Raw genomic sequence first — 26,284 nt, forward strand, 5'->3', positions numbered from 1 at the left:
AATATATCTTTCTAAAATCGGTTGTCAATATTTTTTGGGGGGGCGTTACTCCCGGATGTCGTAGACCGCACCGAGGTTGGTGGCGGCGACACCCTTGAGGGTGAATTTCAGCCCACCGGCGATGAAATGCTCGGGATCATCCATCATCGAGAAAATCTGCAGATGCTCCCGCTCGTCATTGAAGATCCAGAGCGCCAGCGCCGGTGTATAATCCCGGAGCGTTTTCCGCTGCTGGAAGATTTCCCGGGACACGGTCCGGAAGTCGGTGATCCTGTCGCCGAAGCCGGCGGTGTCCACTGGCAGAGGCAGGTCAGCAAACGGGATAATAATCGTCTTATAGCGCCGGACCAGTTCCGGGTCCTCGAGCAGCCGGCAGAGCTGGAGCAGGGTCTGATGCAGCGGAGAACCTTCATACTTCAGCCCCTTGAGCTCAATCAGGGTGTCATGTCTAGCAAAGTAGCAGCGCCGGTCCGGATAGCGCAGGGTCAGGGCGGGATTGAAGATGCCGAGGTTCCGGCAGTAGACCACCGGTCCGTCAAGAGTCAGCCGGTTATAGGAAAATCCGTTGCCGAAATGATCACAGAAGACCAGTGCGTTGTTCAGGCCCGCCCGCTTCACCGTTTTGTGCACCGTCGCGCTCACCCCGCCGTAGGTATGATACTCGCGCCAGAGCGGCGGCAGGGCAATTCCCGCAAGAAAGAGCAGGCACAGCACCAGCGCGCGGGGAAAGAACCGGTGCAGGGCGGTTCTTTCTGCCGGCAGACCGAAGGTCCGGTGCAGCAGTTCGGGCAGGGTTATCAGCCCGCGGGCTCCAAGCAGGAGGAGTGCGGCTGAGGACTCATAAAGAAAGCGCGGTCCGAAGCAGAGGTTGTGAAACCAGTAGAAGAAGTAGGCGACAAGCAGGGAAAGGAAGGTGGCAAAAAGGAGTCGGTCATTTCTGTTCTTTGTGCCACGGGCAAGTGGGATGAGGATGAGCAGCAGGGCAGGAAAGGGCAGTTCAAAGAGAAACTTGTTCAAAAGGTTCAGATTGTTGCCGGTATTCATCAGTCCCTGGTAAGGGGTGTGCGGCGGACCCCAGCCCGAATGGCCGAAGCCGATCTCATGCCCCGGACCCCACTTGACCACATAGCCGAAGAGCGTCGGACTGCCATTGGCAAGCCAGTTGTAGACAAACACCAGGCTGGTCAGGGCAAAGGTGGCGAGAAGTAGAATCAGCAACCGGAGGAAATACCGTCGGGGTGCGCGGAAAAAGATTATCAGGCTGTAAATCGCAAACGGCACGCCGAGCGCCAGTGCGGTATAGGGCCGGATATTGGCAACCAGCCCGAGACAGCTGCCGGCAAGGAGCGGATTGAGGGGCGAGGACTGACGGAGCGTCCGGAAGAAAAACAGCAGAAACAGGCTGGCAAAGAGCAGGGCTGAGGCGTGGTTCATGTACTCCGAGGACATGTTGAAGATGAAGGGCGAGGCGAGGCCCAGCAGCGCGCCCAGCCTGCCGGTGCGTTCGTCATAAAGCTCCTTTCCCAGAAGATAGATCACCGGCAGGGTCAAGGTGCCGAGGAGCGGATTGAGTAGCCAGGGCGCTTTCAGAAAGACAAAGAGCATCAGCAGAAAGGAGTGGAGCCAGGGATACTGGGAGTACCACCGGCCGTTGTTGATGATGTGGGTGTAGTCAAAGAAGTCGGGAAAGGGTGGTGAGGTCAGATGGATTCGGCCGGTGGCAAAGATTCGCGCCTGGAACAGCTGGGAGATTGAATCCTGAACATGGGGCAAATGTTCAAAGACAAACCAGGAGATCAGACCGGTCAGGACCAAAAAAAGCAGGCAAACCAGCAGGAGAAACCGGCGGGCAGGCAGGTTCATCAGCCCGCGGTAGAGCCGGTTGAGGGGTGTGTCGGCAAACCGCAGTCCGGGATACAGGGCAAAGAGCAGGAGCGCAAAGCCGGCGCTGGCAAGTGAAAGGTAGAGCACCAGCTGGGCGCCGGTCTCATGCTGTTTGGCGGTATCAAAGTCAAACGGGTAGAGGCTGAAAAGGAGCAGGGCAAGGGCAAGGACAAACGGCAGGGCGGTGTCGAGCCGGCGGAATGGAGCAATGAGCGCCCGGCGGAAACCGGGGAAAGCCAGTCCGAACAGGAGCAGAAGTACCAGCAGTCCGGCAACGAGCCAGAGCACCGGGAAGTAGTATGCCTCATCCGGTTTCATTCCGGGCAGGCGGAAGAAGACGCTCGGCAGTCCGGTCAGCTGCCAGTGGTCACCCCAGAGCCAGCGTTTGCCGGTGTAGTTGTTCAGTCCGGCAAGAAAGATAAAGATACCGCCCAGGATGCCGGCTGGTATCCGCAATACGACGGTCAGTGCGCGAGAAAGCCGGGTTGGTGCGGTGCTTCCCGCCGGCGCAATCTGTCTTTTTTTCTCCTGATGGCGTGCGATGGGGAATTATAGCCGGCAGCCGGTCAGAATCAAATCAGGAGCCGGAAACCGGGATGACCGCCGGAACCGGAGTCAGATTCTCAAAATCCACCAGATAGAGTGCGCAGCGAATCCGGCTGTCCGGAAAATCCGGACCGAGGCGCAGCTGAAGCCGGACTGCGGCGGTGAGCTCGTCAAGATGGTTGTTGATCACCGATTGGGTCGAATCGGCCTTGACCTCACCAATCAGATAATAACATGGAACCGGCTGTTCGGGGTCAAAAAAGAGGACCTGAAAGGTTTTCATTTTTTTAAATTGCGAGATGGCTGAGATTTTTGCCATTTAACAATATGCTAAAGTTATTAGATTGTGCCTCTTGTTTTAGTAATTTTAAAATATCGCGCTGATGCGGCTTAAGTGCTTGAGGTTTGAATTGACAACCGCTTGTTAGTTTAAGCATAGGGGACGGTAGATATTTTTGATCCCCGATCCGCACATTTTTAAGATTCACAAGAAGAATCATCTTCAATAACCCATCCTTGATGTCGTCAATAGATGGAATAACGTTATTACGGCTGTGCTTGCATTCAATCAACCGTATTTTTCTGTCACGGAGTTCAACTTCATCACAGGTGAAATAATACATCCCCCCAAGGTAATTTCTAATAGTCAATGTTGCCTTTTTGCCAGAAACTGATTCTTTGGGTTGAATAGTTACGCTTTCTCGATATTGAGCATGCTGAGCCTTGGTCCGTGATGCAGCGATGAAATTTTCCCGTCCCCTACTTAATTCACTAATTATTTTTTGCGCGCTTTCTGTTGAGTGCATCTGCACCCCAGTTTGTTCAGATATTGTTTTATATGCTCTTAATGCGCGGTGTGCAATTATGCCAACCTGCTCCAGCTGTTCTAAATTCCAGTGCAAGGCATCGGACTGATATGATAGAAGTTTGTTAATTTCTCGGAGGATGTGGTTTATTGCAAAACGCTGGTTTGTAATTTTATTTTTGTAATTTATATTGCGTTCTGCATTATCATAGTAGGAGATTATAACATAAACCCCTAAAAGACTCATCAAGGAAACGGTATCCCACTGGAGAAAATCCCGGTCACCATCAGCACCCTCATCCTTGTAAACCGGGATTATGGTAATCTTGCGACCCGGGAAACTTAATGTATCATATACGCGAGCATAAGGATAAGAGCGGGTTCGTTTTGGTGAAACCCACCAGCTGACCGCTAATTGGTTCTGGCTTTTGAATGTAATGAGGAAAGCGCCCTGCTGTTTTAACGCTTCGCCAATACTCTGAAACAAGTAAGATTTCAATTCACGGGTAAGATAAGGTTTATATTTAAGTCCGGTGATTTCAGCTGATACATCCATACTTTCCGCCTTTGCGTATTATTATTTCAAATGTATCACCATGATGGTCCATTGTCATTTGTCCTGAAAAACCTAACTTTTTTGATATTATCGGTAAAAGCGATTTCTTGATTTCAATTCCAATGCTATTACGACCCAACTGCCGTGCAACCTTCATTGTTGTTCCACTGCCGACAAATGGGTCAAGCACGGTTTCACCAACATAAGAGAAGAGTTTGATAATTCGGTAGGGCAGTTCCTCTGGGAAGGCGGCAATTTCCTTTTCAAGGGGAGAGCCGGGGAGGACATTTACCATTTCCCAGAGAGTCATGTACCACTTGTTATCAGAAAATTCTTTTAAATTGATCCGCGATGCTTCTCTGATTTCACGAGGTATTGTTTGATAATTAAATTTCCCTTTTTGAAATATAATAATGCTTTCAAGCAGGTTGTCGGGATAAAAATACATGGGGTATGGATTTTGCAGTATTACGCCACTTCTTCGGCTAATTCGCAAATAGCCGTCAGGTTTTTTCCAAATGATCCGGTCTCGGTATCGGAAACCAACGCTTTGGAATATTTTAATTGCATCAGCGACAATGGGAAATTTTTCGCCGTTAACAAGCATGTCATCAATGTTTAACACCGCAATCCGACCTTCTTGGAGTACGCGAAAAGTTTCTTTGGCCATTCTTCTGAGTACCCCCAAATACTGGCCATAGTTTTTAAATAACCCTTTGTAATCAAATGGAGCATTGAAATAAGGTGGCGATGTAACCATTAGATGCACACTTTGGTCGGGGATTTCGGGCATTGCCATACAGTTGCCGATGATTAGTTTATGATGGGTTTTGGGGTAAATGTGATCAAACTCAAACTTTGGGGAAACGGTATTATTCTTAGTTTTAATGTCCATCTTTGATTGTTATTGGGATTATACAAGTCTGTTTTACAGATGTCAATCTGCCCACAGTTAAAATTTGGGCAAGAGCATGAATGGGGCAGTGTAAAACAGGCTGTTTTAATTGCGCCATTAAATTATTAGAGTCAGCAATCATGATAAATTTAACAGTTGAGCAACGATTCTAGCGGGAAAATTGATTTAAGATTTTTAATATGAATATATTACAAAATTGGTCTTCTCATTTTTGGGGTATCCCCCCGGCAGTTCCCTATACGGTGGAGGTCAGGGGTTTAGTTGCGGTGGGGACGGCAGAGGGGTTGGGAATGTAAGTTGCTGTTTTTATTAGCGGTTATGTTTTAGATTATGCCGGGAAATGGCATCTGTTTCCGGTTATGGTGGTTGTTTGTATCGTTTATTTTTTTATATTTGTGGTATTTGTGGGGATGATATGAGCTTTATAACCGTTTATAACAGCTTTGGTGGTGATGATGATTTAAAATATTGGTGATGGTGGAAGGCTGGATGCGGGTGGTGGTGGTTCGGTGGTGGCGATCTCGAGCCGGAACTGTCGGCCATAGGGCTGGTAGCCGACCGCACGGGCGGTGGCAATCGATGCGGGGTTGAGGTCAGAGGTCAGATAGACCGGTATCCTGCCGGACTTAATCACCGCCCTGGTGGCAAAGGAGAGGCAGGTTTTGCCGTAGCCTTCGCGCCGTTTTGCCGGAATCGTTCCCGGAACAAGCATCTCCGCAATCTGGTCCTGGAGGTGAGGAACCTCCCAGGTGCCGGCAACCGAGACCGGAAGGTCCCCTTCAAAGACCGCATAGCAGGTGCCCTCGGCGATGCTTTTGTCAAGGCAGGTGTCGTACAGTCCGGCGTTCCGGAGCGCCGGTATGTCGGCGGTGGTGAGCGGGCGGCAGGGGTAGAGTTCGACCGCACGGAAGGTGGCGCGGGTGGCAAAGAGGATCGGTCCGGAGAAGGCGCTGACCCGGCCGGAGGCATTGAGGGCGCGGGCAACCGTCTCCAGAATCATCCTTCTGCCTTCGGGAAGGTGGAAGATGGTGAGGGGCATGCGGGCGAACAGTTTTCTGAGCGGTGTTTCCAGTGCCGGCTGGACTGAGATGACACAGCGGCTGCCGGTTGCAATCAGCCAGAGGGCAAAGGGGTTTTCGTAGTGGGGTTCGGGGAGTTCGCGGCGGTTGGAGGGTATGACCAGTGCCCGGCCCGGAGTGACTTTGGCAAGGTCACATTCCAGGTAAAGGGAGAAGAAGCGGTCGAGGAGGGGACGGACCGTTTCAGACATTATTCATCAGTTTTTCTGCGGAAGAGGTCAAGGAAACGGTCTTCGTATAAATGGAAGAGTCCCCAGCGGTCCAGTTCCTCCTTGAGTTCCCTGGCCTTGGAGCGGTCGCGCTGTGCTTCTTCAAAGAGCTGTTCGATGTGTGCCATCAGTTCGTGGGGTTCGGGTTTTTCTGCCGGTTCGGTTCTTTCGCCCGGTTCGCCCTCATCTTCCGGTTCCTCGTTACGGCGCAGTGCTTCAAGGGCAGCGGCGACCCGGCGTTCAAATTCGCCGAGCATCCGGTCGGTTTCGCGGATGCGCTCATCCAGTTCGGTCATGTCGATCGTGGTGTTGAGGATTCTGAGGAAGACTTCGATGATCGCCTTGGAGGCTTTGGGGTTGGGCGCTTCAATCGCATACTGGGGCATGGTGGCGAGGAAGGAGGCGGCAGGGATTTCGCGCGATTTTGCCAGGCCGAGCAGGAGTCCGTTGAGGCCGGAGATTCTGCCCTCCTTGAGCGGTTCAATGCCGAGGCTGATGAAGCGCTGGCGCATCGTTTCATCGGTGGCAACGCCGAAAACCTTTGAGGGCTGGCGGTAGCTCATGGCGGTGGCAAAGGCGGCACCGGTGAAGACGGTGCCGATGCCCGCCTGCTGGGCAACATCGAGGAGTTCGCTGGCAATTCTGATTCCGGCTTCGCCGGCGATCTGGGCTTCACCTTCAAAAATCAATAGCGGCGGTTCGGCAACATAGAAGAGGGTCTGGCGCGGGGGCGGGAGGATGGTGCCGATGCCGTCCCGGACCTCAATTGAGTCGGGCAGGAAGTAGGGGGTGGCGTCAATCTCGGCATAGGGTTCACCGCCGAGCTTGACCCGCAAATAGCTGGCAGCGAGGATGCCGACATGGCCCATGCCGGGCCAGCAGGCAATGAGCAGTGGTGCGTGCACCCTTTTTTCGGAATAGAACTTTACCGGCATACTATAATATTTTAACAGGAAATTACAGTCTTATCAACCAGTTTTTCCGGTAGAGCAAGAGGGCGGGAAGCCAGGTGAGGAGCAGGATGGTGGCGGTGATGAGCGCCAGGCCGATTGGAGAGGGTGAGGGCAGGATGCCGGCGGCAAGGGTTGACAGGACACCGGAGAGCATGAAGACAAGCAGGGGATTGACACCAAGGATGATGAGCGGCCGGGGGCGGATGCGGAGGTGGCAGTCGAGGAGCGAGAAAAGGAGAAAGCCGAGCGCGCTGATGCCGGTGGTGAAGAGGAGATAGGAGGGGGTGATGAGCGGTTTCGAGAGGGGGATGCGGGCTGTGAGCAGCAGTCCGGCAAGAACCAGGGTGATGCCGGCGAGCAGGGTGCGGCGGTTGTCGTCCGGTTTTTCACCGATGAAGGTGCCGAAGAGGATTGCGCCGGACCAGGCGATTCCGCCGAGAATACCGCCCAGCCCGCCGGTCTCGTTTGCCAGCAGCCACTGCCCGTAGCCGGCAAGGGTGAGGAGACGAAAGGTAAGGAGCAGCAGGAGGGCGGCAACGAGCCGGACTGCCGGTCTGAGGAAGATGAAGGGCAGGGAGATGATGCCGGCGGTGCCGATCGCCTGGAGAACCGACCAGTGGGTGAGGAGGGGTTGACGCAGGAGCAGGTTGCCGGCGATGCCGAAGAGGATGAAGAGCAGATAGCGCCTCAGGAAGCGGAGCACAAGCCGGGGTGAGGAGCAGGTCTGCCGGCGCCGGCAGAGCGTGCCGGGGATGACCAGGCCGAGGATGAAGAGGAACATCGGAAAGCCGAGGTCGGGCAGGGTGATGCCGCAAAGGGGCGGGGCATGGCAGAGGAAACGGGGCAGACCGGTGAACTGGTTGATATAGTTAAAGATGATCATCAGGGCGAGCAGGGTGCCGCGGAAGGCGTCAATCGCCTGGTTGCGGCAGGTCCGGTCAGCGGCGGTGAATGAAGGCATTGAGAGCATCCTGGACCTCCGAGAGCCGGAGAAGCCGGGTGAGGAGATAGAAGATGATGACGCCCACGGTGCCGGCAAGCAGAACTTCAACCAGCTGTCCGGTTATGCCGGCGCGGATGGTGCTGGCAGGCAGCCGGACGACGAGCAGGGAGGCGATGCCGGCAGGAAGGGCAGCGCCCAGGGTGCGGAGAAATACGGTATAAACCCGGGGCTGGATCAGACCGGGCTGGCGCCGCTGCAGAAGATAGAGGAGCAGGCTGAAGTTCAAAAGCTGAGTGCAGGAGGCGGCAAGGGGAAAGGAGCGAAAGCCGATGAAACGCATGAAGATGAGGTTGAAGAGGATGTTGACCGTAACGACAAGCAGGGCAATGAGTGCCGGGGTGCGGGTGTTGCCCAGCGCATAGAAGCCGGCAGCACAGTTGCGCACCGCCGCCGCGGGCCAGATGCCGAGGGCGTAGAGGGCGAGCGCCTGAGCGGTGCAGGTTGTGTCCTGCGGGGTGAACCGGCCGTGCTGGTAAATGAGCCGGACAACCGGGACCGCCAGGACAAAAAGGAGGACGGCGGCGGGCAGGGTCAGAACCGAGACGAGGTTGAGGCCGTGGCTGAACTGTTTCTCATCCAGCCGGCTGGTGGCGGTCTGGGAGAGCTGGGCCAGGGCAACGGTGCCGATGGCAACTCCGAACAGGCCGGCAGGCAGGTGCTGGATCCGGTAGGCATAGCTGACCCAGGTTACCGAACCCTGAGGGAGAAATGTCAAGAGAAAGGTATTGACGAGAAAGTTGATCTGCCAGGTTGCCAGACCAAGGACCATCGGCACCCAGCGCCGGAAAACCTGGTGCAGTGCCGGATCGCGGAAATCAAGTGCCGGCTGCCAGCGGTAGCCGAGGGCGTGGAGTTTCGGGACCTGAATCAGAAGCTGAAACAGGGCGCCGAGCATGACGCCGTATGCCATGCCGGTGATCGGATGGATGCCGAGCCGGGTAAGCAGTTGCCAACCAGCCAGCGGAATGGCAATTGAAATCAGGTTGAAGACGGCAGGTGCAACCGCCGGGACGAAAAATGAGCCGGAGGCGTTGAGGATACCCATCGCCCAGGCGGCGAGGGCGACAAAGAGCAGAAAGGGGAACATGATCCGGGTCAGACTGATGGTCAGCTGGAGTTTCTGCGGTTCCGGCCTGAAGCCCCAGGCGATGAGTTTGACAATCTGAGGTGCCAGGATAATGCCGGCAAGGACAATCAGAGTAAGCAGAATGGTGATTGTGTTGAAGAGGCTGGCGGCAAGCCGGCGGGCGTGATCAGCACCACGGTCGCGCCTGGTCTGAACCAGTGTCGGCACAAAGGCGGCGGAAAGGGCGCTTTCGGCAAACAGGTCGCGGAAGAAGTTTGGAATCCGGAAGGCGACATTGAAGGCATCGGTTGCCAGCCCGGCACCGAAGAGCCAGGCAAAGACCGATTCCCGGACAAGACCGCCGAGCCGGGAGATGAGTGTGCCGAGCGTGAACAGCCCGACGCGGCGGGTGAATTTCCGGCTATCCGGAGTTGACTGTTCCGGCATATTGTGGAGTATAATTTGCCGGGCACGGAAAGGCAAATCGGGAATGCGGCGGTTGCATCCGGTTAGAATTATATTATATTGAACCATGCCCAGAGAGAAGCCGAGAGTAATTGAGACAAGCCGGGGCCGGGTGGAGCGGATTCCGGTGAAGACCAGGGTGCTGAATAAGGGTGATGATCTGGTTGCCGAGGTCCGGCGTTATGCGGGCCCGCTGCTTCAGCCGGGCGATATCCTGACGATTGCTGAGAGTCCGGTCGCCGCAGTCCAGGGCCGGGCGATTCCGATTACCGAAATCAGACCCGGTTTCTGGGCGAAGCTGCTGTGGCGGTTTGTCAAGAAGGTGCCTTACGGGATCGGACTGCGCTCGCCCTGGTCAATGCAGTGTGCCATTGATGAGGTCGGGCTGGCAAGGATCCTGCGGGCGGCAGCTGCCGGTTTCTGGGGGAAACTGCGGGGCAGAAGCGGTGATTTCTACCGGGTGGCGGGCAGGCAGGTGGCGATGATTGATGCCGCCCATACCTCGGGCGTGCCGGAATTTTATGAGTGCGTCATACTCGGTCCGAAGGAGCCGGACCGGGTGGCGCAGGAACTGGCGACTGCGCTCGGCTGTCCGGTCGCAATTGTGGATGCCAATGATATCTTCGGCTGCACGGTGGTGGGCGCATCCGCCGGTCTGGATGCCGGTCTGGTTGAGGAGGTAATGCGGGACAATCCGGCCGGTCAGGGGAATGAGCTCACTCCGATTGTGATTCTGCGGCCCGAAGGTAAAAAGTAAAACAGAGGGGGGTAGTATGAACTTTTTTCGCGAGTTCAGGGAATTCGCCCTGCGGGGCAATGTGATCGATATGGCGGTCGGTATCATCGTCGGTGCGGCGTTCGGGAAGATCGTATCTTCGCTGGTCGGGGATGTGATTCTGCCGCCAATCGGGCTCCTGCTCGGTGGAGTGGATTTTTCCAGCCTGGCGGTTACACTCAAGGCAGCAGGCGGGGACAAACCGGCAGTGGTGCTCGGCTATGGCCGGTTCCTTCAGACAGTGGTTGACTTTGTGATCATTGCGCTGGCAATCTTTCTGATGATCGTCAAACCGGTGAATATGCTGAAAAAGCGGCAGCCGGCCGCTCCGCCTTCGCCACCGGCGCCGTCAGCCGAGGAACGACTGCTGGCTGAGATCCGGGACCTGCTTAAATCCCGGACCGGATGAAACCGGCAAATAATTTTTATTGACAGCCGGCTTTTTTCTGTTACTATAGTAATTGACCGGTTTGATACGGGCTAAAACCGGTCCGAGGTTAGTGCCCGAGATTATGCTTGTGGTCCGTTAGGGTCTGCGTCGGTTCCCGCCATAAACGGCGAGTTTGTGCGTAGCCTGTAACGCTTCCCAAGCGCAAACCTTACTGGAGGTATGTAAATGGGTAAGCGCGTGTTTGTGGGAAATCTCCCATTCAGCGCTACCGAAGACCGGCTGCGCGACCTTTTTGGTCAGCATGGCGAGGTGACTTCGGTCGAGATCATCAAAGACAAATTTACCGAGCGTTCTCGGGGATTTGCCTTTGTGGAAATGGCTACCGACGAACAGGCTGCTGCCGCCATTGCCGCTCTGAATCAGACGGAAATGGACGGCCGGCAGCTGACGGTCAATGAGGCACGCGCCCGGACTGAGCGTCCGCCGCGCGGCTCAAGGTAGTCAGCGAACTGCTGCGCAGGTCGCAGAGTAGACGGGGTTCTCCCTTGACTGGCGGGAACCCCGTTTTTATACTAATCCATGCCCGAAGGTGAATCCAAGGTAAAACCGGCCGACACCCTGTGGCAGCGTTGTAACGGGTGCGGTGAAATTATCTACCGCAGGACCCTGGAGTCCAATTTTCATGTCTGTAACCGCTGCGGCTATCATTTCCGGATCGGCCCGGAGGAGTACATCCGGATTATTCTTGATGAGAACTCCTGGGAGGAGCTGGATGCGGAGCTGATTGCCGGGGATCCGCTGCGGTTTCCGAAGTATCCGGAAAAGCTCCGGAAGGCAAGGCAGAAGACCGGCAGGAATGATGCGTTCAGTTATGGCCGGGGCATGTGCGGCAGAATCCCGGTGGTGTTCGGAGTGATGGACTTCGGCTTTATCGGCGGCAGTATGGGTTCGGTGGTCGGCGAGAAGGTAGCAAGGGCGATCCGGCTTGCAAGAAATGATGCCCGGCCGCTGATCATCGTTGCCACTTCGGGCGGTGCCCGGATGCAGGAAGGGATCATCTCGCTGATGCAGATGGCAAAGACTTCAGCCGAGCTGGGACTGCTGCGTCAGGCCCGGGTGCCCTACATTGCGATTCCGGTTGACCCATGCACTGCCGGGGTGATGGCATCATTTGCCTCGCTCGGGGATGTGATCATTTCTGAGCCGAATGCCCTCTTGGGATTTGCGGGTCAGCGGGTGATTGAGGATACGATCGGCGAAAAACTGCCGCCGGGTTTTCAGCGGGCGGAGTTCATGCTCCGGCACGGGCTGGTGGATATTGTGGTCCCCCGCCGGAATCTGAAAGAGACGGTGGTGCGGATTCTTTCGGTTCTGTGGCACCGGCGTAAAGGTCTATGAGCCGGGTTTTGTTAAAGGGGGTTACAAAAACATTCCGGCGCGGTATGGTGGCGGTTGATGGAGTTGATCTGGAAATCAATGACCGGGAGTTTTTCGTTATCCTCGGACCTTCAGGCTGTGGCAAGACGACGCTCTTGAGGATCATCGCCGGGCTGGAGGATCCGGATTCAGGTGAGATTTATATCGGGGAGCGACGGGTGAACGATCTCGCGCCCAAGGAACGGGATATCGCCATGGTGTTTCAGAACTATGCGCTGTATCCGCATATGACCGTGTATGAGAATATGGCGTTTGCCCTGCAGCTCAGAAAGTTACCGAAAGACGAAATCCGACGCCGGGTAGAGGAGGCGGCAGCAATTCTCGGCATCGAGGAGCTGCTGAGTCGCAAACCCGCAGAGCTTTCCGGCGGTCAGCGGCAGCGGGTGGCAGTAGGGCGGGCGATTGTCCGGCAGCCGCAGGTGTTTCTGTTTGATGAACCGCTTTCCAACCTGGATGCCAAGCTGCGGGTTGGAATGCGGGCAGAGCTTGCCCGGCTGCATCAGCGGTTGCAGACAACCATTATCTATGTCACCCATGATCAGGTGGAGGCGATGACACTCGGACAGCGGATCGGGGTAATGAATGCGGGGCGAATGGTACAGGTTGCGGACCCGCTTACCCTTTACAACCGGCCGGTGAACCGGTTTGTTGCCGGATTTATCGGTTCACCGCCGATGAATCTGGTTACCGGTGTAATTCAGTCCTCTCCCCTGCGGTTTGTGAGTCCCGGTTTTACGATCGAACTGCCCGCAGCGGTGGCAGGGGCGGTTAAGCCGGAGCAGGCGGTAGTCCTGGGAATCAGACCGGAGGATGTGCGGATCGACCAGTCCGGTCCGGTGTCGGCGATCGTTGAGGTGAATGAGCAGCTGGGGAATGAGGCGCTGGTTTATCTGAAGCTGAAAAGGGAAAGTTTTATTGTGCGCACCAGCCCGCACGCAGCACCGGGTCCCGGAATCCGGGTGCAGCTGAATTTTGATCCTGGAAAAATCCATCTGTTTGATGCCGATTCCGGCAGCCGGCTGAATTAGTCCCGGCGGTGGCGGGAAAAGAATTCCCAGATGAGCGCAGTGGCATTGAGACGGTTAATGTGGGGACCATAATGGCGGGACCGCTTCTTGCCGCCGGGCCAGACATGACCACCACCGATTATTTTATAAAGAATGACTTCGGCACCGCCGGTATAGGTTAGGCAAATTATTCCCGGTTTATCGTCCTCAGTCGCTGGCAGGCTTTCGATTCGAATCCTGGTAGCGCGGTTTGTTTCTGACCATAACCGGACGGTTGCCTCCACACCCAGTACCCGACCACGGGGTCCGGCAATTCCCACCTGACCACCATCATAGGGTACAAATGGATCGGCAGTGCCGTTGAACATCAGTACCGGCAGGGGCGTGGATAACGGAAACCGGTGGGCAAGGTTTTCGGGCAGGGCAGCGGCAACGGTGGCGATGGCAGCCAGCCGGTCGGCAATTTCACAGCCGAGCCGGTGGCACATCATACCGCCATTGGAGATGCCGCAGGCATAGATTCTGGAGCGGTCGATCGGCAGCCTGCCGCCGATGGTGTCAATCAATGCAGCAATGAAGCCGGCGTCGTCAATGTTTTCGCGCTGGGAGCGGTATTTAGGCACATCCCGGCCGTCATTCCAGTGACGATTAACCGCCTCCGGATAGACAACGATGAATCCGGCAGAATCTGCCAGCCGGTTGAAGCCGGTCAGCCGGGCAACCGAAGCGGGCGTGCCACCACCGCCATGCAGGACAAATACCAGAGGTAACGGCCGGTTGGGAGAAAGGTTTCCCGGAAGGTGCACCAGGAACCGGCGTCTGATGCCATTATGGATTATTGAATCCCGGGTATCACCTGACAGCAGCGGGGTTTTAGTTCTTTCCGCCAGGCCGATACCTGCAAGTAAAAGCAGAACCAGGAGGGTAAAAATCGTTATATATATACCGCTGTTCATTAATTCACTTTACTATCTTTTGTGACGGTAATCAAGAAATAAAAAGACGCCCGTGAGGGCGTCTTTTAGATTGCAGTTCCGGGAAATCAGTCCTCGGCAACGATAGTGATCTCCTTTGCCTTGGACTTCTCGGACTTCGGCAAGACCAGCTCCAGGACACCTGCCTTGTAGGATGCCTTTGCCTTGTCGCCCTCGACCTCTGCCGGGAGCGTCACCGTGCGCTGGAATTTGCCGTAGACCCGCTCCTGACGGTAGTAGGTCCGGCTCTTTTTCTCACTCTCAAATTTCCGTTCACCGCTGATCGTCAGGGTGTCGCCGGAAAGACTGACCTTGATATCCTCCTTATTCATTCCCGGCAGTTCGGCGCGGACGACGATGGCATCCTCAGTTTCCTCAATATCCAAGGGCGGAGCCCAGTAGGTTTCTCCCCGCTCCCGCGGCAGGCGTCCGAATACCGAGTCAAAGAGCCGGTCCAGCTCATCCCGGAGTGACACCATCTCCCGGAACGGATCCCAAGTCGTCAGATGCTTTGCCATTTTCATCACCTCCTTATTTTAGTTTCTGCTTTCACCTATTTAGACCGCCGGTTTTGAATATGGTTTCACAGTAAAAATCTGCTCAAGGGGCATACGGGCAACCTCGAGTGCCAGTTGTTTTACCTGATCGGGATGGGGATTGACCATTGAATTGAAAATTTCCGGTCGCACGGAAAGTTTCACCTGCCGGCCGTGCGGAGCAGAGAAATGAATCCGGCAGAACCGCCGGGCGGTCTGATGCCGGATGTTGCCTTTGCCCATCGTGCAACCGGCACCGAGCTGGACGCCATCAATTACACACCGGACCGGAGGTTTCGGAGGGCAGAATACGGTAGCGCAGATATGAAATGGAGAGCACTTGAACCGGCGCCGGGCATAAATGCCGGCACGGAGACCGATGATCAGCCAGGGTCCGAGATGGCCGTGGAACCGGGCGGCATTTTTCAGCAGCAGGGTATTAATCACTAATGGATTATAATTTGATTTCCGTAACAGGCAACTGTTGACCTCAACTGGTATTCAGTTAAAATTAGCCTGCTTTAACAATGTTTAATACACCTAACATTAACCGGTCCTCGTCTCTGGGAGAAAGTCAGGAGGATTATCTGGAGGCGATTCTGATTCTGGAGAAGGACCACCGGACCGTAAGGGTCAAGGATATTGCCGGATTGCTGGGGGTGAGTCGTCCCTCAGTGGTGGTGGCACTTGCCGCCCTTGCCGGCAAGGGGCTGATCAGACACGAGCATTACGGCGGCGTGGAACTGACACCGACGGGGAGAAAGGTGGCGGAAACGGTCTATCAGCGCCATCAGCTGCTGGTGACATTCCTGCGCCGGATCGTAGGGGTAAGCGCTGCTGTCGCTGAAGCTGATGCCTGCCGTCTGGAACACAGCCTTTCGCCGGTGACACTTAACCGGCTGAGGGTGCTGATATCGAGAATGAATGTCAGTCGCCCCGGGACGAAAGATGAGTGAGAATTTCGTTTTTGCGGTAGTTCTGAGTGCGCTGGCAGCGGTAAGTACATTTTTGGGAAGTCTGATCGGTCTGGTGGTGCGCCGACCGGGAGGCGGATTCATGGGATTCAGCCTTGGGTTTTCCGCCGGTGTAATGATGTTTGTCTCGTTTGCCGAGTTGCTGAGCACAGGAATCAGCAACTGCGGGTTTGTGCCTGCAACTGCGGCATTTTTTGCCGGTATCCTGCTGATGTTTCTCATTGATCTGGCGGTGCCGCATGAGTTTATCAGTGAGCACAAGATCGATTCCAGGACTTGTCCGGAAATGGCAACGGCACCACCCGGAAAAGGCTGGCGTTATCGTCACGGTCAGCAGCCGGCATTAGAGCCCACACGGTTATTGAGGCTGGGTCTGCTGGTTGCGCTGGGAATCGGACTCCACAATTTCCCGGAGGGGATGGCGACCTTTGCGGGGGCGATCAGGAACCGCAAGCTGGGAATTGCGATCGCAGCAGCAATTGCTCTGCACAACATCCCCGAAGGGCTTTCCGTGGCAGTGCCGGTGTTCTGCGCTACCGGTTCCCGGCGGCGGAGTCTGCTCTGGTCGGCACTTTCCGGAACCGCCGAGCTGGCGGGTGCCCTGGTAGCGGCGGGAATGCTTATGCCATTTCTTAACGAAGCGCTGCTGAATCTGCTGCTTGCCGGCGTGGGTGGGCTGATGGTGTTCATTGCCTTTGATGAGCTGATTCCCGGTTCTTACGCCTACGGTCATGAGCATCTGAGTGTCGCCGGCGTTATTTCGGGGATGATGCTGATGGCGGCAAGTCTGGTTGTGTTCAAGTAGTTATGGAAGGTTTCGAGCAGGTGCCCAAGTCAAATCCCCCCAGACGCGGGGTAATTTTTCTTCTCGTCGGCGGTGTGGTTCTGTTTTTAGCCGTTATTGCGGGACTGAAATTACAGAATTGGAAACGGCACGACGGAGTGCAAACGGTATGTGCCCCGCTGCTTCCTTTCCCGGAATCCACTTACTATGGCGGTGACCGGTTGCAGAAAGGGGAAGTGCTCGCCGGACTTTTGAGCCGGTGGTGTATCGACTCCGGGCGGATTAATGCGATTTATCATGCGCTGGGGAAGGCGGATTTCAATTTCCGCAGGATGACACCGGGCGATTCGGTGACGCTGATTTATCAGGGGCTGGAACTCAGCGGGATTGATTACCACTCCAGTCCGGTGGTGAGTTATGCGGTCCGGTTTGACAGTACCGGTGCTGTATCAGCCGAGAAGGTTATCAGGCCGGTGGACACGGTCAAGTGTGTGATCCGCGGGACAATAGAAAATTCGCTCTGGAATTCACTGCTGAAGCTGGGTGGGACGCCCGAGCTGGTGGTGGAGTTTGCCGAGATCCTGCGTTATGACATTGACTTCTTTACCGAATGCAATAATGGTGATACCTTTGAACTGCTTGCCGACCGGCTGGAAGTGGATGGCCGTTTTTACCGGTTCGGCCGGGTTTATGCGGTGCATTACCGGAGCCGGACCGACAATGTCTACGGTTTCTACTACCAGGATCCCACAGGACGGTGGGATTACTATAATGAAAAGGGACAGTCGCTGCGCAAGACAGTACTGAGGTCTCCGCTGTCTTTTGCCCGGGTGTCATCCTATTTCGGGATGCGGTTTCATCCGATTCTGCGGGTGGTCAGGCCGCATCACGGGGTTGACTATGTGGCACCGCGCGGGACGCCGGTGAGTGCGATTGCTGATGGCGTGGTTACCATGGCGCGCTGGAATGGCGGTTATGGCAAGATGGTGGAGATAAAGCACAGTGGTGGCCTGGTGTCCCGATACGGACATCTTTCGGGCTACGGATCAGGGATTAAGGTGGGAAGATTCATCCGGCAGGGGGCAACAGTGGGCTATGTCGGTGCAACCGGGCTGGCGACCGGACCTCATCTCCACTTTGAAATCCGGCAGAACGGCAAGCCAGTTAATCCGCTCAAGGTGATTCCCCCGCGCGCCGAGCCGGTACCCGCCCGTTACCTTGCCGATTTTCAGGCGGTGCGCGATCGCTATCTTGCGATTATACGCACTGCCGGCCGGTCTCCTGCCGATACTTCAGCCTCATTGAGCCACGGTCAGCCGGGTTTTTAGATAGAAACTTCTGCCCGGCAGGGGATAATTACGGATCAGTTCGTAGTGCCGGTCAAGCAGATTCTGAACCCCGGCGCTGATGGCAAGGGAAACCGGGTTGATTTTATGATTCAGGCTGATGCCGAGATCAAGGATCAGGTAACCGGGCAGCGTATCGGTGTTGGTCGAATTGGCAAAGCGGGCTGTGGCACCGGTTGTGCTCAGCTGCAGCCGGAGCGCAGTCTTCGGTAAACGCAGCGGTTCCAGCCAGATACTGGCGCTGCCAGTCAGCGGTGGGCGGTAAGGTATCAGGGTGCTCTCTGCCCGGCACTCCTGAAGTGTCAGATTGCCATCAAGGCCGAAGCGAGAAAACTCAATGCCCGGTTCCAGTTCCAAACCCCGAATCCGCACCCGGGCGATGTTGACCGGCTGCCAGACAAAGCTGGTATCGGCAACCCATTGAATCAGGTCCTGAATTCGGGAGTAAAAGGCGGTAAGCCGGAGAGCGCCGCCGGGCAGTTTGATACCAATGCCGGCATCGTAGCCGGTTCCCCATTCCGGTTTGAGATGGGGATTACCGCGGGTCCACGGGTCTTCGGGCCAGAACAGTTCGTTGAAGCTGGGAGCGCGGAAGGAGCGGTTGACGCCAGAGTAGAAGCTCAGGAGCGGGTGCGGGGTCAGCGTCACCGCCAGACGGGGACTGAGGGCACCGATGGTGGCAACCGCATCCGGATGCCGGTTCTGCAGGATTTCGTAGCGGAGTGCGGGTGAGAGCTGAAACAGTGCGCTCCTGAGACCGCTTTCAATATAACCGGCGGCGTTAAGCCGGGTGGGACTCCCCACGGTAGTGCTCTGCGCCTGTTCCTGACCGGCTTCAACGCCGGTCAGCAGATCGCAGGTGACGGGTCCGAATGCCCGATCGAATTCGTGATTAAGATTTATTCCGGTATTCCACAGTTTATGGGTGTCGCTGGCGGTGAAATACGGGTCCGGGTTGTGATAGCGTTCATTACGCCGGCCGTGGTAAAGTCGTGCACTGATTCTTCCTGCCGGACTTTCGAGCAGGTCATATCCGGCGATGACCAGCAGCTGTTCATCATCGAGCCGGGCGCTGTCGCTGGGAAAGGTGACAGGTCCGGGGGAACCGCGGCGGCAGATACCCAAATTGGTTTCCAGCGTCAGCGACTGACCTGCCTGCAGTGCCGCCTGGGATTTGACGAGCAGGGTGGCGCGGCTGAGCTGGGCATTGGTGCGGAGGCGGATTGAATCGGTGGTGTCAGGGTAGGGAAAGCGGTTATCACTGTGAAAGTATTCGCCGGAGGTGAGCCAGCTGACAGGACCGGGAAAGGAAGCGGTAAGTGCGGTGGTGCGGGTGCCGAATGAGGCAAGTCCGGCATCAAGGTCGAGCCGGCGCTGCCGCGGTTCCGGAGTTATCAGGTTGATTACGCCGCCCAGCGCTGAGGTGCCATAGAGGGCGGAAGTACCGCCCCGCGCAATCTCAATCCGTTCCAGCTGGCTTGGAGGCAGCAGGGTGAGGTCGGTGAGACTGTTGAGACTGGAATTGAGCCGGATGCGGTCCCAGAGGACGAGTGTCTGTTCCGGACCGGCACCGCGTAAATTCAGAGTTGTCAGGTTGCCGTATTCATTAACGAGGATGCCGGTTGCCCGACTGAGCAGGAATGCCGGGCTGTTCATTACCGGTGCCAGCACCGGGTCAATTTTCCGGTTCTGTACCGGGACGGCAAGGGGCAATGCGGTTCTGAGCCGGGTGGCGGTGCTCGTCACACCGCTGACAGGAATTGCCACCGGGAAAAGTGACAGCAGTTCGGGTAGACCGTCAGCAGCACCGGTCCATACCCGGGTGCGGTAGCCGATGCGTTCCAGTTGCAGGGTCAGCAATTCTGAGGGCGGGCCGAATTCCAGGGAGAAGTATCCACTGCTGTCAGTAAGAAGGGTTCTGCCCTCAGGCAGGACGGTGATCTGGACATAGGGCACCGGTTCACCGGTGACCGCATCAATAACCCGGCTGTCAAGGTTGACGCCGGTGAGGATTAAAATCAGGGACAGGATGTTCATTCCGGTTCTCCTTTCTGCGCAAGTTAAACCGAATCTGTGACCGTGGCCAGGTCTCCTGGCTTACGGCAGCACCCATCGCCTTCCCAGCCGGAGCCAGTGGCGTTGATGGGGCAGTTAAAGTGCCGCTTACAGTGGGCGAGACCGCCGCCGATTTTCACGGCGTTCCCTGTGCCCGATCCCGGGCAACCCGTTTTCCGGGTCGACCACGATCGGCGGTCATTATAACCGGGTTAACAGGAGTGTCAATATTCAGTTGCATGCTTGATTGTTGGAATTTTTTAAATAAGATGTTAGTAAACATCAAAAGGAGGCACAGTGTGCGGTAGATTTGTGAGTCTGCTGGTGCTGGCGGTCACAATCGTGGCTGGAGCACCGATTGAGCCGCTGCTGCTGGAGCGGATGAGCATCACCAGCAAGAATGAATATCTGCCGGTGGTGATCGCCCTCAAGGAGCAGTTTAATGGCGAGGAGATCATCCGGACGATCAAGGTCAAGGATGAACGCTGGCGGGTGACGGTCAGCGGTTTGCAGGAGCTGGCCGCCCGGACCCAGCAGGGTCTGCTGCAGGAGCTGACCAGGTTGGAGCGCGAAGGCAAGGCACGCAACATCACGCCGCTCTGGATTGTGAATGCGGTTTACTGCGAACTGGTTTCCGAGGCGATTCTGAAGGTGGCAGAGCGGGCTGATGTCTGGTTTGTCCAGTGGGACCTGATTCCGACCGAAAATGCGCTCGGGCTCGCACCGCAGCAGCCCGCGGCTGATGTTACCGGCGGGACTGACAGCCGGGAGTGGCATGTGCGCAAGGTCAAGGCGGACAGCGTCTGGTACAGCTACGGCTATACCGGACAGGGGGTGGTGATCGGCAATATTGACACCGGCTGTGATTACAATCATTCAGATCTGGCAAACCGGATGTGGACCGACCCGAACTACCCCTATCACGGCTGGGACTTTGAGAACAACGACAACGACCCGATGGACTCCCATGGTCACGGCACCCATACCTGCGGGATCAACGCCGGTGACGGCAGCGGTGGTGATACGACCGGCATTGCGCCGGGTGCCAGAATCATGAGCTGCCGGACCAAGACCAGCCTCAGTTCACCACTGCCGGATACAATCGCGGAAAATACGGTCTTCCGCTCAATGGAGTTCTGCGTCGCGCCACCGCTTTCGCCGGAGAATCATGCCCACCTGCTTTCGATGAGTCTGGGCTGGCAGCACTCCTGGAACCCGCGGCGCGCCCTCTGGCGTCAGGCGGTGACCAATGTCGCGGCTGCCGGGCTTCCCTACTTCATCGCTGCCGGTAATGAGGGTTCGAGCAGTCCGCCGGACAATGTCCGGACACCGGGTGATGTGCCCGGTCCCTGGAAGCATCCGGCGGAGATGGCAGGCGGTCTGGGCGGTGCGATTTCGATCGGCGCCACCGACTCGACGGACAACTATGCCTATTTCACCTCCTGGGGTCCGGTCTCCTGGTCAACTGTACCGCCGTATAATGACTATGCCTATCCGCCCGGGCTGCTGAAACCGGACTTTTCCGCACCGGGCGTGGATGTGATCTCCTGCCGGCTGGGCGGCGGTTATGTCGCGATGTCCGGGACCTCAATGGCAACACCGTGTGCTGCCGGGGTGGCGGCGCTGATGCTGGAGAAGAACCCGCTGCTCTTGCCGGAGCAGATCGATTCGATCATGCAGTACTCGGTTGTACCCAGAGGAACCCCGCCGAAGAACAATACCTACGGCACAGGCAGAATTGATGCCAAACTTTGCATTGAGAACACACCGCTGCCGTTCGGGGTCAGGTTGCACCGGGCGGTTGTGGATGATTCGGCCGGCGGCAATAATGACCGGATTATCAACCCGGGCGAGACGATCAATCTGCCGGTCTGGGTGAAGAATCAGTGTACCTATACGACAAGTGGCGTGACCGGCATCCTGCGGACCTCAGACCCGAGTCATATCACGATTACCGATTCGATCAAGAACTTCGGCACCATTCCTGCGGGCGACACCGCATTTTCCGGACTGCCCGGATTCCAGTTTACGGTGGACACCTCCTGTGTTAACGGTTATACGCTCAACTTTGAACTGGTGGTCCGGGATGATCAGGATTCAATCTGGACCTCACCGCTGAAACTGAAGGTGGGTACACCGGTGCTGGCGGGCGATTCGGTGTATGCCTATGACGGCGGTAATGGCAAGCTTGATCCCGGTGAGGAGTGCGACATTGCGATTCAGCTCGTGAATTCAGGGCTGGGAAACGCCTATGATGTGCAGGTGGTGCTCCGGTCATTTGATTCCCGGTTTGAGGTCCTGGATTCAAGCGCGGTTTACGGTCTGGTACCGGCAGATTCGTGGGTTATGAATGAGGCGGATCATTTCCGGGTGCGGGCAAGCGCAGCCATTCCGCGGGAGTTTGTGATTCCGTGCAGTCTGCGGATCAGTCAGGCCGGTTATCCGGACCGGACCGTTTATTTCGGGATTGAAGTTGGCCGGCTGACCGCCATTGACCCGATCCCGGACGGACCGCGTCAGCCCGCGCTCTACTATGCCTATGATGACATTGATGCGGAGTATGCGGAGCGGCCGACCTTCTCCTGGGTCGAAATCCGGAATCTGGGTACCCGGCTGACCCTCTCTGATGATCAGACGGTCCAGATCACCCTGCCGCCCGCATTCGGGCCGATCAAGTTCTACGGCCAGCGCTACACCCAGATCTCGATCTGCTCCAACGGCTGGGTCGCACCGGGTTATTCAACCGTAACCACCTGGAGCAACACCCCGCTGCCCAACAGCCAGATGCCGCCGATGTTCTGTCTGAAGTGGGATGACCTGTATCCGCCAACCGGAAATGGTGTGTGGTATTATCATGATGCGGCAAACCACCGGTTCATTGTTGAGTGGGATTCGGTCCATTACTACAACCCGCGCGACTCCTGGGACAAGATGCAGATCATCTTCTATGATACCACGCTGGCGGCTGCTGACGGTAATACCGAGGTGATCTATCAGTACCTGACTGCGAACTGGAACTCAAGCGCTACAGTGGGGGAACAGGATCCGAGTCTGACGATTGCGATTCAGGTGGTTTATAACGATACCTTCCACCGGGCTGCCGGACCGCTCGTTCCGGGCCGGGCGATCAAGCTGACTACCGATGCACCCTCGGTCGGGCTGGCAGAAGCCAAAAGCATGTCCGGTCCGGTTCTCACCGGTGTCAGGATGCTGCCGACCGCATTCCGCAGCCGGCTGCAGATTCACTTCCTTCTGAATCAGGGCTCAGCGGTCCGGGTTGCGGTTTATGACAAAGCCGGACGCCGGGTCCGCACGCTGATTGACCGCCGGCTTGAGCCGGGCGGATATGAGCTGCTCTGGGATGGCAGGGATGATGCGGGTAACCGGGTGGCGCAGGGTGTCTATCTGGTGCGACTGGAGAGCGAAGCGCAGATCATGACGACCAAGGCGGTTTATCTGAAGTAGGGTTGACAAGACCGGCGGGCAGGGGCGCCCAGTTCCTGCCCGCCGGTATTTTTTATGATATCCATCCGGTGCATGGAGGAGCGGGATCTGGATCAGGTCCTGCAGATTGAGCATGCCACATTTCCCAACCCTTGGCGGCGCTCTTTTTTCCTTTCAGATATTCACCGCCCGGATGGTCTGTGCATTGTGGCGGAAAATGAGAACCGGGTTGTAGGCTATCTGATTGCCTGGGGCAGGATCGAGGTTCATATCGCCAACATTGCGGTTGCCGCCGAATGGCGGAATCATGGGATCGGGACTGAGCTGATGAGGCGGGCACTGGAGTTTGCCACCGGTCAGCAGGCGGAAAGTGTGTTTCTGGAGGTGCGGATTTCCAATACCGGTGCCCAGCGTTTCTACCGCCGGTTCGGTTTTGTACCCACCTATGTCCGCCGGGGCTATTATGAGAACGGCGAGGATGCGCTGATCATGGAGCTGGCGCTGCTTCACGAGTAGCGCTCATAGCAGACAATCTCCTTCAGTTCCTTTCTGGGTCTGGGCCTGGGCTCCTGCGCCGGATGCCCGAGCGGAGTGAGTGCCACCGGTTTCACCCCTTCAGGTATTGCCAGCACCTTTTTCACCTCATCCTCAATGAAGGCACCGATCCAGCAGGTGCCCAGCCCTTCGCTGGCAGCAGCAAGAATGATATGCTCCAGCGCGATCGTGACATCAATCTCAGCGGCGGACCAGTACCCGCCCATGCCCTTCCATGCCTGCTCGAGCAGTGCGCAGGCACAGATCACCACCGGCGCCTGAGCGATGAAGCTCTGATTGCGACAGGCGGGCACGAGCGCCTGCCGGACTTTTTCATCCCGGACAATGATGAACTTCCAGGGCTGAAGGTTTTTGGCTGATGGTGCGAGCCGGCCCGCATCAAGAATCCGGTTGAGAACCTCCTCGGGCACCGGGTCGGGTTTGTAGGCACGGACACTGAGCCGTCTCCGAATTACCTCATAAAACTCCATACCGCCTCCTTTCAGAGTTGTGCCTGCTCTGAGTGAAATTTAACAGTGGCGGGCTTAAAGTCAACTGTTATCAGGGGTCAGGGGTAAAAGACTGCTGAGACAGAAAGATGAAACAGTGGTTTGGTGACAGGATAATGGTCAGCAGGGGCAAGGTCGTAAGTCGAGGAAATTTAACCGCTTAACAGTCCGGGCTGAAAGACAGCCCGGAGTCAACGGTAGGGGGAACTGCGGGGTGGACAGGCATTTAATGGGTGTAATTCTGCAACTCATTGATAAAATTTATCTTGGCGAAATGGAATTATGGAGCGGAAGCAGGAAACTCATTATATATTAAATAGGTTATTAATTGCCTGAGCTCAAGGCAGGGATTTGACATTTTCGGGCAGGGTTATAAAATTTGAGCCGATGGAGAAAAGGATTGCCCAGCTCCAGAAACAGCTCGTCCGGGAAAGGCTGGACGGAATCATAATTTCCGGTTTGAACAACATCCGCTATCTCTGCGGTTATACTGGCAGTAACGGGATGATGATTGTGACCCGGCGTGCTGCCGTTTTTTATACCGATTTCCGTTATCAGGAGCAGATTAAAACCGAGGTCCGGGGCTGTGACAAAAAAATTCTGGAACGGGATCTTTACAGCTCGTTTCCGGTTGCTGAGTTAAAGCGGATGCTGGGGTCAAAACCCAGTCCGCGCATCGGGGTGGAGGAGGGTAATCTGAGTCTGGCAAGGTTCCGGATGCTGCGCCGCCAGCTCAAGGGGGTCAGGCTGATTCCGGTCCGGGATCTGGTCTTGGAACTGAGGCGCAGCAAGAGCCGTCCCGAACTGGCACGAATGCAGCGGGCACAGGAGATTACCGAGCAGGCGTTTAACCGGGCGCTCAAGCTGGTGAAATCGGGAATTACTGAACAGGACTTGGCACTGGAGATTGAGTTTTATTTCCGGCGGTTTGGCGAGCCCGCATTTCCTTCGATTGTGGCATCGGGGGAGAATGGCGCCAAGCCTCATGCCCGTGCCGGGCTGCGCCGGTTGAAAAAAGGTGATGCGATCACATTTGACATCGGTTGCCGGTATCAGGGCTACTGTGCCGATATGACCCGCACAGTATTTCTGGGCAGACCGGACCCCGAGCTGAGACGGATATATGAGGCGGTACTGCAGGCGCAGCAGGAGGCGCTCGGAGTTATGAAACCCGGCGTGCCGTGCAAGTTTGTGGATCTGGCAGCAAGAGAATATCTTAATCAGCAGCAACTGGGTCAGTTTTTTGGCCACAGCCTGGGCCATGGTGTCGGGCTGGAGGTGCACGAGCAGCCGGCTCTTGCCCGGACCAGCCGGCAGACACTGGAGCCGGGGGATGTGGTAACGGTGGAGCCGGGTGTTTATCTGCCTGGAAAAGGCGGGGTGAGAATTGAAGATATGGTGCTGGTTACCAGTACCGGGATTCGCAATTTTACCAAGGCAGACAAGGAGTTAATGATAATTTAAGGAGTGGCAATGGTAACACCAAACGATTTCAGAACCGGTCTGTTAATTAAATACAACAATGAAATCTATGAAGTTCTTTCCTATGCCCGGACCAGGACCGCACAGCGCCGGGCACGGGTGCTGACCAAGATGCGCAACATCCGCACCGGAGCGCTGATTGAGGAGAGTTTTGAATCGGAAATCAAGCTGGAAACGGTGGAGATGGAACGGCGCAAGGGTCAGTTTCTTTATGCTGATGATACCGGTTACCACTTCATGGATATGGAGACCTATGACCAGTTTGCCCTGAAGCGGGAGGTGCTCGGTGACAAGGTGTTTTATCTGACTGAAGGGGTGGAGGTGGAGATTGGCTATATTGAAGGGGTGCCGATGCTGATTGAGCCGCCGATTTTCATTGTGCTGGAGGTGGTGGAGACCGAGCCCAATTACCGGGGTGATACCGCAACCGGCGGGGGCAAGCCGGCAAAATTGTCAACCGGACTGGTAGTGGATGTGCCGTTTTTCATCAAGGTCGGCGACCGGGTGCGGATTGATACCCGCACCAACACCTATGTTGAGCGGGCATAACGGGG

Annotated in this window: 26 protein-coding genes and 1 riboswitch; of the genes, 13 read left to right on the plus strand and 13 right to left on the minus strand. The window is 56.2% G+C overall.

Annotated elements, in window-relative coordinates; genetic code table 11:
* Positions 1 to 45 precede the first annotated feature (45 nt).
* The 4 genes from ABIK48_05460 to ABIK48_05475 all read right to left on the minus strand — a co-directional run bounded on the left by ABIK48_05460 (position 46) and on the right by ABIK48_05475 (position 4,686).
* Positions 46 to 2,340, minus strand: coding sequence for a glycosyltransferase family 39 protein (locus ABIK48_05460; GenBank protein ID MEO0021604.1), 2,295 nt, complete (start codon positions 2,338 to 2,340; stop codon positions 46 to 48).
* Between the two features lie 121 nt (positions 2,341 to 2,461).
* A complete protein-coding gene (locus ABIK48_05465) occupies positions 2,462 to 2,713 on the minus strand; it encodes a hypothetical protein (protein MEO0021605.1) in 252 nt (83 codons plus the stop codon).
* A gap of 4 nt (positions 2,714 to 2,717) precedes the next feature.
* Positions 2,718 to 3,791, minus strand: coding sequence for a hypothetical protein (locus ABIK48_05470; GenBank protein MEO0021606.1), 1,074 nt, complete (start codon positions 3,789 to 3,791; stop codon positions 2,718 to 2,720).
* Positions 3,775 to 4,686 carry a site-specific DNA-methyltransferase gene (locus ABIK48_05475; GenBank protein ID MEO0021607.1) on the minus strand — a complete coding sequence of 304 codons (912 nt, stop codon included), beginning with the start codon at positions 4,684 to 4,686 and terminating at the stop codon, positions 3,775 to 3,777. The genes ABIK48_05470 and ABIK48_05475 overlap by 17 nt, the downstream gene beginning before the upstream one ends.
* Before the next feature lie 361 nt (positions 4,687 to 5,047).
* Between ABIK48_05475 and ABIK48_05480 the strand changes: the two genes are divergently transcribed.
* Positions 5,048 to 5,182 carry a hypothetical protein gene (locus ABIK48_05480; protein MEO0021608.1) on the plus strand — a complete coding sequence of 45 codons (135 nt, stop codon included), beginning with the start codon at positions 5,048 to 5,050 and terminating at the stop codon, positions 5,180 to 5,182.
* On the opposite strand, the gene ABIK48_05485 is transcribed toward ABIK48_05480, so the two are convergent.
* Genes ABIK48_05485 through murJ form a run of 4 tightly spaced genes read right to left on the minus strand, consistent with a single transcriptional unit; the run spans position 5,168 to position 9,464 of the window.
* Positions 5,168 to 5,977, minus strand: coding sequence for a hypothetical protein (locus tag ABIK48_05485; GenBank protein ID MEO0021609.1), 810 nt, complete (start codon positions 5,975 to 5,977; stop codon positions 5,168 to 5,170). The two genes, ABIK48_05480 and ABIK48_05485, sit on opposite strands and share 15 nt — an antisense overlap.
* Entirely contained in the window at positions 5,977 to 6,930 is a 954-nt protein-coding gene (locus ABIK48_05490; GenBank protein ID MEO0021610.1) for a PAC2 family protein, read from the minus strand. Before ABIK48_05490 ends, ABIK48_05485 begins: the two co-directional genes overlap by 1 nt.
* A 22-nt stretch (positions 6,931 to 6,952) precedes the next feature.
* Positions 6,953 to 7,909 (minus strand): DUF5009 domain-containing protein, encoded by a 957-nt coding sequence (locus ABIK48_05495; protein ID MEO0021611.1) that lies wholly within the window; start codon positions 7,907 to 7,909, stop codon positions 6,953 to 6,955.
* A complete protein-coding gene (gene murJ / locus ABIK48_05500; GenBank protein MEO0021612.1) occupies positions 7,887 to 9,464 on the minus strand; it encodes a murein biosynthesis integral membrane protein MurJ in 1,578 nt (525 codons plus the stop codon). The genes ABIK48_05495 and murJ overlap by 23 nt, the downstream gene beginning before the upstream one ends.
* Before the next feature lie 85 nt (positions 9,465 to 9,549).
* Between murJ and ABIK48_05505 the strand changes: the two genes are divergently transcribed.
* From ABIK48_05505 to ugpC, 5 genes are all read left to right on the plus strand, one after another.
* Positions 9,550 to 10,239 carry a coenzyme F420-0:L-glutamate ligase gene (locus ABIK48_05505; protein ID MEO0021613.1) on the plus strand — a complete coding sequence of 230 codons (690 nt, stop codon included), beginning with the start codon at positions 9,550 to 9,552 and terminating at the stop codon, positions 10,237 to 10,239.
* A gap of 16 nt (positions 10,240 to 10,255) precedes the next feature.
* Positions 10,256 to 10,666 (plus strand): large-conductance mechanosensitive channel protein MscL, encoded by a 411-nt coding sequence (mscL, locus tag ABIK48_05510; GenBank protein MEO0021614.1) that lies wholly within the window; start codon positions 10,256 to 10,258, stop codon positions 10,664 to 10,666.
* A gap of 207 nt (positions 10,667 to 10,873) precedes the next feature.
* Positions 10,874 to 11,149, plus strand: a complete 276-nt coding sequence (locus ABIK48_05515) for an RNA-binding protein (GenBank protein ID MEO0021615.1) — start codon at positions 10,874 to 10,876, stop codon at positions 11,147 to 11,149.
* A gap of 78 nt (positions 11,150 to 11,227) precedes the next feature.
* Entirely contained in the window at positions 11,228 to 12,046 is an 819-nt protein-coding gene (accD, locus tag ABIK48_05520) for an acetyl-CoA carboxylase, carboxyltransferase subunit beta (GenBank protein ID MEO0021616.1), read from the plus strand.
* Positions 12,043 to 13,113: a sn-glycerol-3-phosphate ABC transporter ATP-binding protein UgpC gene (gene ugpC, locus ABIK48_05525; protein MEO0021617.1), complete on the plus strand. Its 1,071-nt coding sequence runs from the start codon at positions 12,043 to 12,045 to the stop codon at positions 13,111 to 13,113. Before accD ends, ugpC begins: the two co-directional genes overlap by 4 nt.
* Here ugpC and ABIK48_05530 read toward each other — a convergent pair.
* The 3 genes from ABIK48_05530 to ABIK48_05540 all read right to left on the minus strand — a co-directional run bounded on the left by ABIK48_05530 (position 13,110) and on the right by ABIK48_05540 (position 15,049).
* Positions 13,110 to 14,048, minus strand: coding sequence for a PHB depolymerase family esterase (locus ABIK48_05530; GenBank protein ID MEO0021618.1), 939 nt, complete (start codon positions 14,046 to 14,048; stop codon positions 13,110 to 13,112). The genes ugpC and ABIK48_05530 overlap by 4 nt on opposite strands.
* Positions 14,049 to 14,134: 86 nt before the next feature.
* The gene (locus ABIK48_05535) at positions 14,135 to 14,584 is read right to left on the minus strand and encodes an Hsp20/alpha crystallin family protein (protein ID MEO0021619.1); all 450 of its coding nucleotides are present in this window, start codon (positions 14,582 to 14,584) and stop codon (positions 14,135 to 14,137) included.
* 39 nt (positions 14,585 to 14,623) lie between these two features.
* A complete protein-coding gene (locus ABIK48_05540; protein ID MEO0021620.1) occupies positions 14,624 to 15,049 on the minus strand; it encodes a formylmethanofuran dehydrogenase subunit E family protein in 426 nt (141 codons plus the stop codon).
* 80 nt (positions 15,050 to 15,129) lie between these two features.
* On the opposite strand from ABIK48_05540, the gene ABIK48_05545 reads away from it, so the two are divergent.
* From ABIK48_05545 to ABIK48_05555, 3 genes are read left to right on the plus strand one after another with little or no spacing between them, the layout of a single operon-like run.
* Positions 15,130 to 15,558: a metal-dependent transcriptional regulator gene (locus tag ABIK48_05545; protein ID MEO0021621.1), complete on the plus strand. Its 429-nt coding sequence runs from the start codon at positions 15,130 to 15,132 to the stop codon at positions 15,556 to 15,558.
* Positions 15,551 to 16,381 carry a zinc transporter ZupT gene (gene zupT / locus ABIK48_05550; protein ID MEO0021622.1) on the plus strand — a complete coding sequence of 277 codons (831 nt, stop codon included), beginning with the start codon at positions 15,551 to 15,553 and terminating at the stop codon, positions 16,379 to 16,381. Before ABIK48_05545 ends, zupT begins: the two co-directional genes overlap by 8 nt.
* Positions 16,382 to 16,383: 2 nt before the next feature.
* The gene (locus ABIK48_05555) at positions 16,384 to 17,688 is read left to right on the plus strand and encodes a peptidoglycan DD-metalloendopeptidase family protein (protein MEO0021623.1); all 1,305 of its coding nucleotides are present in this window, start codon (positions 16,384 to 16,386) and stop codon (positions 17,686 to 17,688) included.
* On the opposite strand, the gene ABIK48_05560 is transcribed toward ABIK48_05555, so the two are convergent.
* Positions 17,659 to 19,743, minus strand: coding sequence for a TonB-dependent receptor (locus ABIK48_05560; protein ID MEO0021624.1), 2,085 nt, complete (start codon positions 19,741 to 19,743; stop codon positions 17,659 to 17,661). The genes ABIK48_05555 and ABIK48_05560 overlap by 30 nt on opposite strands.
* Positions 19,744 to 19,769: 26 nt before the next feature.
* Positions 19,770 to 19,966: riboswitch (cobalamin riboswitch) on the minus strand.
* A gap of 92 nt (positions 19,967 to 20,058) precedes the next feature.
* On the opposite strand from ABIK48_05560, the gene ABIK48_05565 reads away from it, so the two are divergent.
* Positions 20,059 to 23,226, plus strand: coding sequence for a S8 family serine peptidase (locus tag ABIK48_05565; protein ID MEO0021625.1), 3,168 nt, complete (start codon positions 20,059 to 20,061; stop codon positions 23,224 to 23,226).
* A gap of 72 nt (positions 23,227 to 23,298) precedes the next feature.
* The gene (gene rimI / locus ABIK48_05570; GenBank protein MEO0021626.1) at positions 23,299 to 23,721 is read left to right on the plus strand and encodes a ribosomal protein S18-alanine N-acetyltransferase; all 423 of its coding nucleotides are present in this window, start codon (positions 23,299 to 23,301) and stop codon (positions 23,719 to 23,721) included.
* Here the strand turns inward: rimI and ABIK48_05575 are convergent.
* Positions 23,712 to 24,230: a nitroreductase family protein gene (locus tag ABIK48_05575; GenBank protein MEO0021627.1), complete on the minus strand. Its 519-nt coding sequence runs from the start codon at positions 24,228 to 24,230 to the stop codon at positions 23,712 to 23,714. The genes rimI and ABIK48_05575 overlap by 10 nt on opposite strands.
* Positions 24,231 to 24,635: 405 nt before the next feature.
* Between ABIK48_05575 and ABIK48_05580 the strand changes: the two genes are divergently transcribed.
* Both ABIK48_05580 and efp read left to right on the plus strand, forming a co-directional pair.
* Positions 24,636 to 25,712 carry a Xaa-Pro peptidase family protein gene (locus tag ABIK48_05580; protein ID MEO0021628.1) on the plus strand — a complete coding sequence of 359 codons (1,077 nt, stop codon included), beginning with the start codon at positions 24,636 to 24,638 and terminating at the stop codon, positions 25,710 to 25,712.
* A gap of 9 nt (positions 25,713 to 25,721) precedes the next feature.
* Positions 25,722 to 26,279, plus strand: coding sequence for an elongation factor P (efp, locus tag ABIK48_05585; GenBank protein ID MEO0021629.1), 558 nt, complete (start codon positions 25,722 to 25,724; stop codon positions 26,277 to 26,279).
* Positions 26,280 to 26,284: the final 5 nt, after the last annotated feature.

Source organism: candidate division WOR-3 bacterium, assembly GCA_039801085.1.
In the GTDB taxonomy this organism is placed as follows: domain Bacteria; phylum Hydrothermota; class Tepidihabitantia; order Tepidihabitantales; family Tepidihabitantaceae; genus JAOABP01.

Bases quoted from the DNA above. Each gene is read 5' to 3' on its own strand.
- ABIK48_05490 (MEO0021610.1), bottom strand. From the start codon at position 6,930: ATGCCGGTAAAGTTCTATTCCGAAAAAAGGGTGCACGCACCACTGCTC.
- accD (MEO0021616.1), top strand. From the start codon at position 11,228: ATGCCCGAAGGTGAATCCAAGGTAAAACCGGCCGACACCCTGTGGCAG.
- mscL (MEO0021614.1), top strand. From the start codon at position 10,256: ATGAACTTTTTTCGCGAGTTCAGGGAATTCGCCCTGCGGGGCAATGTG.
- ABIK48_05575 (MEO0021627.1), bottom strand. From the start codon at position 24,230: ATGGAGTTTTATGAGGTAATTCGGAGACGGCTCAGTGTCCGTGCCTAC.
- ABIK48_05475 (MEO0021607.1), bottom strand. From the start codon at position 4,686: ATGGACATTAAAACTAAGAATAATACCGTTTCCCCAAAGTTTGAGTTT.
- ABIK48_05505 (MEO0021613.1), top strand. From the start codon at position 9,550: ATGCCCAGAGAGAAGCCGAGAGTAATTGAGACAAGCCGGGGCCGGGTG.
- murJ (MEO0021612.1), bottom strand. From the start codon at position 9,464: ATGCCGGAACAGTCAACTCCGGATAGCCGGAAATTCACCCGCCGCGTC.
- zupT (MEO0021622.1), top strand. From the start codon at position 15,551: ATGAGTGAGAATTTCGTTTTTGCGGTAGTTCTGAGTGCGCTGGCAGCG.
- ABIK48_05530 (MEO0021618.1), bottom strand. From the start codon at position 14,048: ATGAACAGCGGTATATATATAACGATTTTTACCCTCCTGGTTCTGCTT.
- ABIK48_05495 (MEO0021611.1), bottom strand. From the start codon at position 7,909: ATGCCTTCATTCACCGCCGCTGACCGGACCTGCCGCAACCAGGCGATT.
- ABIK48_05470 (MEO0021606.1), bottom strand. From the start codon at position 3,791: ATGGATGTATCAGCTGAAATCACCGGACTTAAATATAAACCTTATCTT.
- ABIK48_05545 (MEO0021621.1), top strand. From the start codon at position 15,130: ATGTTTAATACACCTAACATTAACCGGTCCTCGTCTCTGGGAGAAAGT.
- ABIK48_05465 (MEO0021605.1), bottom strand. From the start codon at position 2,713: ATGAAAACCTTTCAGGTCCTCTTTTTTGACCCCGAACAGCCGGTTCCA.
- ABIK48_05515 (MEO0021615.1), top strand. From the start codon at position 10,874: ATGGGTAAGCGCGTGTTTGTGGGAAATCTCCCATTCAGCGCTACCGAA.
- ABIK48_05485 (MEO0021609.1), bottom strand. From the start codon at position 5,977: ATGTCTGAAACGGTCCGTCCCCTCCTCGACCGCTTCTTCTCCCTTTAC.
- ugpC (MEO0021617.1), top strand. From the start codon at position 12,043: ATGAGCCGGGTTTTGTTAAAGGGGGTTACAAAAACATTCCGGCGCGGT.
- ABIK48_05580 (MEO0021628.1), top strand. From the start codon at position 24,636: ATGGAGAAAAGGATTGCCCAGCTCCAGAAACAGCTCGTCCGGGAAAGG.
- ABIK48_05480 (MEO0021608.1), top strand. From the start codon at position 5,048: ATGGCATCTGTTTCCGGTTATGGTGGTTGTTTGTATCGTTTATTTTTT.
- ABIK48_05555 (MEO0021623.1), top strand. From the start codon at position 16,384: ATGGAAGGTTTCGAGCAGGTGCCCAAGTCAAATCCCCCCAGACGCGGG.
- efp (MEO0021629.1), top strand. From the start codon at position 25,722: ATGGTAACACCAAACGATTTCAGAACCGGTCTGTTAATTAAATACAAC.
- rimI (MEO0021626.1), top strand. From the start codon at position 23,299: ATGGAGGAGCGGGATCTGGATCAGGTCCTGCAGATTGAGCATGCCACA.
- ABIK48_05535 (MEO0021619.1), bottom strand. From the start codon at position 14,584: ATGGCAAAGCATCTGACGACTTGGGATCCGTTCCGGGAGATGGTGTCA.
- ABIK48_05560 (MEO0021624.1), bottom strand. From the start codon at position 19,743: ATGAACATCCTGTCCCTGATTTTAATCCTCACCGGCGTCAACCTTGAC.